Source organism: Mycobacterium tilburgii, from assembly GCF_902168065.1.
In the GTDB taxonomy this organism is placed as follows: Bacteria; Actinomycetota; Actinomycetes; order Mycobacteriales; family Mycobacteriaceae; genus Mycobacterium; species Mycobacterium tilburgii.
In genome coordinates, this window is sequence record NZ_LR655758.1 from 1 (window position 1) to 7,929 (window position 7,929).

Genomic DNA, 7,929 nt, shown 5'->3' on the forward strand with positions numbered 1-7,929 from the left:
CGGGCGTGCTGCAAGCGCTGCCGGACCGGCATGCGATGGTGCGGCTGCGGGTCGACGACGACCGGGCTGCGGGTACCCGAGCCGGGTGCGGTGACTGCCCGCGACTGCATGCGGGCCGTCGACACACTCGACGAAGGCAGCCCCGATTCCGCTGGAGGAGATGTTCGAGTGACGGGCGGACACCGTGGATCGGATCGCGGCACTGCGGCCGAAGCAGGTGCTGGAGATCGGCGGCGGCTCGGGATTGCTGCTGTCGCAACTCGCCCCGCTGTGTGAGCACTAAGTCGCCACCGACATGTCGGTAGCGAAACCATCGTCGTCAACTCCGTCGTCCAGTACTTTCCCAATGCCGGTTGCCGACGCGACCGCCTGGACGTGGACCGAGTGCGGGGGCCTGCTCGGGGTTGCACGCCCGGTTGGCCGCCAACTGGCCCGCGGCGGTGCGCGTCAGCGAGATCCTCACGCCGGCCGACCCGGACCGACACTGACCGACATCTACCTTCCGCATTCGGGCCGGGGCGTGCACGCCAACAACCCGAACACCAACATGGAGATCGGTGCCGTGCGGCAGCGGCTGAGCGCGTGGTTGCCCGAGTACATGGTGCCGGCGCAGATCGTGGTGCTCGAGGAGTTCCCGCTGACCTCGTCGGGCAAGATCGTCAACAAGACACTGCCGGCTCCGGTGTTCGCCACCACGCCCTTCCACGCCCCGCAGACCGAGACCGAGCGCGTCGTCGCCGGCATCTACGCGCAAGTGCTGGACATCGAGCAGGTCGGGCGTCGAGGACTCGTTCTTCGACCTGGGCGGCGACTCACTGTCGGCGATGCGGGTTACCGCCGCGGTCAACACCGCGCTCGGGATCCACCTGCCGGTGCGCACCATGTTCTACGCGCCGTCGGTGCGGAACCTCTGCGAGCAGTTGGGCACGGCGGACAGCGGGACCGAGGTGGTCCCGGTCGACGTGCTGCAGCAGGGCAGCGGGACACTGGCGGAGCCTGCGAACCGGATACGCGGCCCGCGCTCAGCAACAAGTATGGCGTCCGTATGTCGCCGGCGAGATCGTCACCTAACTCCGTCGACAGCACACACCTGGAAATGTTGACCGCCGACGCGCTGAGCACGTACGGAGAACACCTGGCGCTGTTTGTGGAACGCGCGGTGGCGCAGCCCTAGCCTTCGAGTTCTTTCTTCAGGTTGGCCAGCACTTCACCCTGAATTCGCTTCAGCACCAGCGGCGCAAAGGTCTTTTCGAAAAAGCCCTTGACCCCGCCGGCGCCCGTCCAACTGGTTTTGACGGTCACGCTGGATCCGGGACCGGCGGGAGCCACCGTCCAGGTGGTGACCATCGATGAGTTGGTGTCCTTCTCGATGACGCTGTGGCCGGCTACGTCCACGGTGGCCTGCACATCGCGGCTACGCGATTTGGTGGCCTGCAGCTTCCATTTGACAATGGTGCCCTGGCCCTGTCCGCCCTGCAGCACTTGGTATTCGCTGTACTGCGGGGACAAGATCTTCGGACGAACGCTCTGGTAGTCGGCCACCGCGGTCAGCGTGGCCGCCGGGTCGACATTGATCAAAATCGTGCTGGCGGCGCTGACCTGTGCCATCAGGCGCGAACTCCTCTGGTGTGATGCGGCCCGTACATCGGGTGCACGTGGTGTTGTCGAAGACTAGGGTATAGATGGTGCCAATCTCAGGATCTGCACACTCGACTCATACGTCGGGCGTTGATCGGTTAATGGCGAGTTATCGATCCATCCCCGCAACGTCCGCGATCCGGCTCGCCAAGCCCACGTCAAATCTGTTCCGCGCCCGCGCTAAACGCGATGCGCCCGGTCTGGACACGTCGGGATTGACCGGCGTTCTCGGCGTCGATCCCGATACCCGCACCGCCGACGTGGCGGGCATGTGCACCTACGAGGATCTGGTGGCGGCGACGCTGCCTTACGGTCTTTCGCCGCTGGTCGTCCCGCAGTTTAAGACGATCACCCTGGGCGGCGCGGTCAGCGGCCTGGGTATCGAGTCGGCGTCGTTCCGCAATGGTCTGCCGCATGAATCGGTGCTGGAGATGGATATCCTCACCGGCGCTGGCGAATTGGTCACCGCATCACGTACCCAGAACTCCGATTTGTTTCGTTGTTTCCCCAACTCATATGGGACGCTGGGTTATTCGACCAGGATCCGGATCGAATTGGAGCCCGTCACGCCGTTCGCGGCGCTGCGGCACATCCGGTTCCACTCCGTGCCCGAGCTGATCACCGCGATGGAACGCATCGTGGACACCGGTGGGCAAGGCGGCACCGCGGTCGACTACCTCGACGGCGTGGTGTTCAGTGCGGACGAAAGCTACCTGTGCCTGGGCAGACGCACCACCACCCCGGGACCGGTCAGCGATTACACCGGCAAACGCATCTACTACCAGTCGATTCGGCACGACACGCCCGGCACGGAGCACGTCAAAGACGACCGGCTGACCATGCACGACTATTTCTGGCGGTGGGACACCGACTGGTTCTGGTGCTCGCGCGCATTCGGCGTGCAGAATCCGCGGGTGCGCCGCTGGTGGCCGCGCCGGTACCGGCGTAGCAGCGTATACTCCAAGCTGGTCGTCCTGGATCGTCGCTTCGGGGTGTCCGATCGCATCGAAAAGCGGCACGGGAGTCCGCCCCGTGAACGGGTGGTCCAGGATGTCGAGGTCCCGGTGCGGCGTGCCTGCGACTTCCTGGAATGGTTTTTGGACAACGTCCCAATCACACCGATCTGGCTGTGCCCGCTGCGACTTCGCGATCATGGCGGCTGGCCGCTGTACCCGATCCCACCCGACCAGGCCTACGTCAACATCGGCTTCTGGTCGTCGGTGCCCGGCGGGGACGGCGTGGGGGCCACCAATCGGGCGATCGAGACCAAGGTCAGCGAGCTCGACGGGCACAAGTCGCTGTACTCCGACTCCTTCTACACCCGCGAAGAGTTTGACCAGTTGTACGGCGGCGAGGCCTATAAGACGGTCAAGAACTCTTATGATCCCGATTCACGTTTGCTAGATCTCTACGCAAAGGCGGTGCAACGGCGATGACGACAACCAAACAGCCCGACCACTCCACCCGTATCGCCGGCAAGCTCACCATGGCCGAGGTGCTGGCGGTCTTCACCGCCAGCGGGCGATATCCGCTGAAGTTCACCGCCTACGACGGCAGCGTTGCCGGCCACGAGGACGCCGAGTTCGGCCTGAACCTCTGCTCGCCGCGCGGCGCCACCTATCTGGCGACCGCCCCCGGCGAGCTCGGCATCGCCCGCGCTTACATCTCCGGTGACCTGCAGCCCTACGGTGTGCACCCCGGCGACCCCTATGAGCTGCTCAAGATGCTGGCTGACCGGGTGGACTTCAAGCGGCCGTCGGCGTGGAGGCTGGCGCAGGTGGTCCGGTCGATCGGCATCGAGCGTCTGGTGCCGGTTCCGCCGCCGCCGCAGGAGACCCGGCCGCGGTGGCTGCGCGTCGCCGACGGCCTAATGCACAACAAGACGCGGGACGCCGAGGCGATCCACCATCACTACGACGTCTCCAACGCGTTTTACGAATGGGTGCTCGGCCCGTCGATGACCTACACCTGCGCGGTCTACCCGGACGCCGACGCCACCCTGGAAGAGGCGCAGGAGAACAAGTACCGCCTGGTCTTCGAGAAGTTGCGGCTGCAACCGGGTGACCGGCTGCTCGACGTCGGCTGCGGCTGGGGCGGCATGGTGCGCTACGCCGCGCGGCACGGTGTCCGCGCGATGGGTGTCACGCTGTCGGCCGAACAGGCGAAGTGGGCCCGGCAGGCGATCGAGGCCGACGGGCTCTCGGGCCTGGCCGAGGTGCGGCACGGCGACTACCGCGATGTTCCCGAGAGCGGTTTTGACTCGGTCTCCTCGATTGGGCTGACCGAGCACATCGGGGTCAAGAACTACCCGGCTTATTTCGAGTGCTTGAAGTCGAAATTGCGCACCGGCGGCCTGCTGCTCAACCACTGCATCACCCGTCACGACAACAAGCAGACCTCGTTCGCGGGCGGATTCACCGACCGGTACGTTTTCCCCGACGGGGAACTGACCGGTTCGGGACGGATCATCACCGAGGTGCAGAACTGCGGCCTGGAAGTGCTGCATGCGGAGAACTTCCGCCACCACTACGCGATGACGCTGCGCGATTGGTGCCGCAATCTCGTCGCGAACTGGGACGCCGCGGTCGAGGAGGTCTCGCTGCCGGTCGCCAAGGTGTGGGGCCTGTACATGGCGGCGTCACGAGTGGCGTTCGAGCAGAACAACCTTCAGCTTCATCACGTGCTGGCCGCCAATGTCGAGCCGCGGGGCGCCGACAGTCTGCCGCTGCGGCCGTGGTGGTGGCCCTAGCTACCGTCGATCCGTCGCGCACCCAGTTCGTTCTGCAACAGTTCGAGTGCGACCTCTTCGGGATCGCGGCGCGGAGCCGTGGGATCGGCGCGACCGGCCTCGGCCAGCATGTGTTCCTCGTCTTCGTCGCGTTGCACGGCCGCGGGGGGCTCCGGGGGCGGCGCCTCCGCGGGCGGCGGCGCCTGACCGCCGCGTGCCGACGGTTCCGCGGGCGTGGCCACCGGGCCGCCCGCCTCACAGCGCACCCGCCAGTTGAAGCCGAGCGCGTCCTTGAGCGCTTCGACGATGACGTCGGCGTTGCGCTGCTCGGACAACCGCTTGGCCAGGGGCGCCGATTCGTGGCTGAGCACCAGGGTGTCACCGTCGATGGCGCGGACGGTGGCCCCGGACAGCATCACCTCGGTGGTGCGGCTGCGCTGACGCACCTTGTCGCGCACCGTGGGCCACATTGTGCGCACCGCGGCGGCGTCGAGTTCACCTGAGGCCGGAGCCGGCTCAGGGGCTGGCGCCGGCTCGCTGACGGGTTGCGGCGCAGGGGTCGGTGCAGGCGTCGAAGCCGGCTCGGCCTTCGGTTCGGCCTTCACCCGCCGCGGCGGCGCCGAGGGTGGCGGCGGGGTGGCCTGCGCCGTCCCGCCGGAGGCGGGCAGCGACATAGCCAGTCGGGTCTCGATCCGCTCGACCCGCTGCAGCAGCGCCGATTCGGCGTCGCTGGCCGACGGCAACAGCAGGCGCGCGCAGATCACTTCGAGCAGCAGCCGCGGCGCCGTCGCGCCGCGCATCTCGCCCAGACCGGCCTGTACCGCTTCGGCGTAGCGGGTCAGCGTCGCGGCCCCGATCCGCGCCGCCTGCTCGCGCATCCGGTCCAGCACGTCCTCCGGGGCGTCCACCACGCCTCGACTCACAGCGTCCGGAACTGCTTGCAGCACAAGGAGATCGCGGAACCGATCCAGCAGGTCGGTGGCGAAACGCCGCGGGTCGTGGCCGGCATCGATCACCGATTCGACCGCCCCGAACAGCGCCGCGGCATCCCCGGCGGCCAGCGCATCGACGGCGTCGTCGATCAACGCGACGTCCGTTGCGCCCAGCAGCCCCAGCGCCCGGGGGTAGGTGACGTGGTTGCCGTCGGCGCCGGCCACCAACTGGTCGAGCACCGAGAGCGTGTCACGCGGCGACCCACCGCCGGCCCGGATGACCAGCGGGTAGACCGCGTCGTCGACGACGACGCCTTCCTGCTCGCAGATCCGCGCGATCAGTGCCCGCATGGTCTTGGGCGGCAGCAACCGGAACGGGTAGTGGTGCGTCCGCGACCGGATCGTCGGCAGCACCTTCTCCGGTTCGGTGGTGGCAAAGATGAAGATGAGGTGCTCGGGCGGTTCCTCGACGATCTTGAGCAGCGCGTTGAAGCCGGCCGTGGTGACCATGTGCGCCTCGTCGACGATGAACACCCGGTAGCGGGACTGCGCGGGCGCATAGAAGGCCCGGTCGCGCAGTTCGCGGGTGTCGTCCACGCCGCCGTGGCTGGCAGCGTCGAGCTCCACCACGTCGATGCTGCCCGGCGCGTTGGGCGCCAACGCCTGGCACGAATCACACACGCCGCACAGGGTAGCCGTCGGCCCCTGCGCACAGTTCAGCGAGCGTGCCAGGATGCGGGCCGACGAGGTCTTGCCGCAGCCACGGGGCCCGGAGAACAGGTAGGCATGGTTGATCCGCCCGGCCTCCAGGGCTACGGACAGCGGCTCGGTGACGTGCTCCTGCCCGACCACTTCGGCGAAGGTTGCCGGCCGATACTTGCGGTAAAGAGCCACGGTCAGCAGGCTACCGGCGCCAGCCGACTAGGGCCCCGGCCGGGCTTCGACAGTGCGTCCAGGGCGGGATTTCGCCGGATTCCAACCGTAGGCGCACACTCAACGCCGTCAGTTCATACTCGACGCCGGGGCGTCGACCCGTGCCTCCGACGCCGCCAGCAAGGCACACGTCGCGAGGCCGTCGACCGCGTCGCGCAGATCCGGCAGCGACGGGAAGGTGGGAGCGATCCGAATGTTCTTGTCCTCCGGGTCCTTGCGGTACGGGAACGTCGCACCCGCCTCGGTGACGGCGATGCCGGCGTCCTTGGCCAGCGCGACAGTCCGGCGGGCCGTGCCGGGCCACACGTCGAGGCTGATGAAGTAGCCGCCCTTGGGTTCGGTCCAGGACGCGATCTTCGAATCGCCCAGCCGATGCTCGAGGATTTCCAGCGCCAGAGCGAATTTCGGCGCGAGGATCTGCTGGTGTCGCAGCATGTGCAACCGAACCCCGTCGGCGTCCCCGAAGAAACTCAGGTGCCGCAGCTGGTTGATCTTGTCCGGGCCGATCGATTTCTTTCCGGCGTGCTGCAGATACCAGGCGATGTTGCCCAGCGAACCGCCCAGGAAGCTGACGCCGGCGCCAGCGAAGGTGATCTTCGAGGTGGACGCGAAGACGTACGGCCGGTTCGGGTTGCCGGCCGCGGCGGCCAGCCCGAGCACGTCGATCTGGCTGAGGAAGTCGTGCGTCAGGGTGTGGACAGCGTAGGCGTTGTCCCAAAACAACCGGAAGTCGGACGCCGCGGTCTGCATCTGAACCAGCCGGAGCACGGTCTCCCACGCGTACGTCACGCCGGTTGGGTTGCCGAACACGGGTACCGTCCACATTCCCTTGATGGCCGGGTCGACGGCGACCAATTCCTCGATCAGATCAACGTCCGGACCTTCCTCGCGCATCGGGACGGGAATCATCTCGATGCCCATGGATTCGGTGATGGCGAAATGCCGGTCATAGCCCGGCGAGGGGCACAAAAACTTGACGCTCGGCTCGTCCTTCCAGGGCCGTTTCGAGTCGACACCGCCGTACAGCATCGAAAAGACCACCACGTCATGCATCAGCTCCAGGCTGGAGTTGTTCCCGGCGATCAGGTTGGGTACCGGGATGCCGAGCAGCTCGCCGAAGATGGCCCGCAGCCCGGGCAACCCGTGCAGGCCACCGTAGTTGCGGGTGTCGGTGCACTCAGCGTCACGGAAGTCCTCACCGGGCAGGCTCAACAACTGGTTGGACAGGTCGAGCTGCTCCGGTGCGGGCTTGCCGCGGGTCAGGTCCAGGTGCAGTTTCTTGGCCTGCAATTCCGCATAGCTCTGCTGGTGGCATGTGTGCAGTGCGGTGAGCTCCGCAGGGCTGAGAGAATCGAACGCCGCCATGGCTTTTCGCGGGCCTTTCGCTGTCGAACGCCGGAAGTGACGGACCGGCGTGCGGTGGAACCACTGGGTGCGTGGCCCCTACATAGGGGACCCCGCGCACCCGACAGAGCCCATTGACCCTTGCTGCCTTCCGGCCCTGGGGGAGTTCACAGGGTAGACGCCGCGCGGGGTCCATGACAAGTGTAATACCTGGCACGCATCGCCCGATGACGGCCGCAGCACATTCGGCGTTGACCCAGCCGCTACCATGACCCACGGAGGATTCGCCTAGTGGCCTATGGCGCTCGCCTGGAACGCGGGTGGGGTTCTGTGTCTTTGACGCGGTTGGGGGTG

General features: G+C 66.9%; 7 protein-coding genes and 1 other RNA gene. 3 read left to right on the forward strand and 5 right to left on the reverse strand.

What is annotated here, in order from left to right:
• Positions 1-495 precede the first annotated feature (495 nt).
• Entirely contained in the window at positions 496-693 is a 198-nt protein-coding gene (locus FQ389_RS20945) for a hypothetical protein (protein WP_260860863.1), read from the reverse strand.
• A 131-nt stretch (positions 694-824) separates the two neighbouring features.
• On the opposite strand from FQ389_RS20945, the gene FQ389_RS17050 reads away from it, so the two are divergent.
• On the forward strand, positions 825-1,103 hold the full coding sequence (locus FQ389_RS17050) for a hypothetical protein (protein ID WP_260860864.1): 279 nt from the start codon (positions 825-827) through the stop codon (positions 1,101-1,103).
• Positions 1,104-1,170: 67 nt separating this feature from the next.
• On the opposite strand, the gene FQ389_RS17055 is transcribed toward FQ389_RS17050, so the two are convergent.
• Positions 1,171-1,608, reverse strand: coding sequence for an SRPBCC family protein (locus tag FQ389_RS17055; protein WP_144209778.1), 438 nt, complete (start codon positions 1,606-1,608; stop codon positions 1,171-1,173).
• Between the two features lie 74 nt (positions 1,609-1,682).
• Here FQ389_RS17055 and FQ389_RS17060 point away from each other — a divergent pair, with 74 nt between their 5' ends.
• Positions 1,683-3,074: an FAD-binding oxidoreductase gene (locus FQ389_RS17060; protein WP_144209780.1), complete on the forward strand. Its 1,392-nt coding sequence runs from the start codon at positions 1,683-1,685 to the stop codon at positions 3,072-3,074.
• On the forward strand, positions 3,071-4,387 hold the full coding sequence (locus FQ389_RS17065; protein WP_186296496.1) for a class I SAM-dependent methyltransferase: 1,317 nt from the start codon (positions 3,071-3,073) through the stop codon (positions 4,385-4,387). The genes FQ389_RS17060 and FQ389_RS17065 overlap by 4 nt, the downstream gene beginning before the upstream one ends.
• On the opposite strand, the gene FQ389_RS17070 is transcribed toward FQ389_RS17065, so the two are convergent.
• The 3 genes from FQ389_RS17070 to ffs form a co-directional block, all read right to left on the reverse strand.
• Complete coding sequence (locus FQ389_RS17070; protein WP_144209783.1) at positions 4,384-6,192, reverse strand: DNA polymerase III subunits gamma/tau; 1,809 nt, start codon at positions 6,190-6,192, stop codon at positions 4,384-4,386. The genes FQ389_RS17065 and FQ389_RS17070 overlap by 4 nt on opposite strands.
• Before the next feature lie 108 nt (positions 6,193-6,300).
• The gene (locus FQ389_RS17075; RefSeq protein ID WP_144209785.1) at positions 6,301-7,596 is read right to left on the reverse strand and encodes an aminotransferase class I/II-fold pyridoxal phosphate-dependent enzyme; all 1,296 of its coding nucleotides are present in this window, start codon (positions 7,594-7,596) and stop codon (positions 6,301-6,303) included.
• A gap of 80 nt (positions 7,597-7,676) precedes the next feature.
• An RNA gene (gene ffs / locus FQ389_RS17080) (signal recognition particle sRNA small type) lies at positions 7,677-7,773 on the reverse strand.
• Between the last annotated feature and the right edge of the window lie 156 nt (positions 7,774-7,929).

What these genes read in the sequence shown, in the direction of transcription:
- FQ389_RS17050 (WP_260860864.1), top strand. Translation starts at nt 825, where the DNA reads ATGCGGGTTACCGCCGCGGTCAACACCGCGCTCGGGATCCACCTGCCG.
- FQ389_RS17055 (WP_144209778.1), bottom strand. Translation starts at nt 1,608, where the DNA reads ATGGCACAGGTCAGCGCCGCCAGCACGATTTTGATCAATGTCGACCCG.
- FQ389_RS17060 (WP_144209780.1), top strand. Translation starts at nt 1,683, where the DNA reads ATGGTGCCAATCTCAGGATCTGCACACTCGACTCATACGTCGGGCGTT.
- FQ389_RS17065 (WP_186296496.1), top strand. Translation starts at nt 3,071, where the DNA reads ATGACGACAACCAAACAGCCCGACCACTCCACCCGTATCGCCGGCAAG.
- FQ389_RS17075 (WP_144209785.1), bottom strand. Translation starts at nt 7,596, where the DNA reads ATGGCGGCGTTCGATTCTCTCAGCCCTGCGGAGCTCACCGCACTGCAC.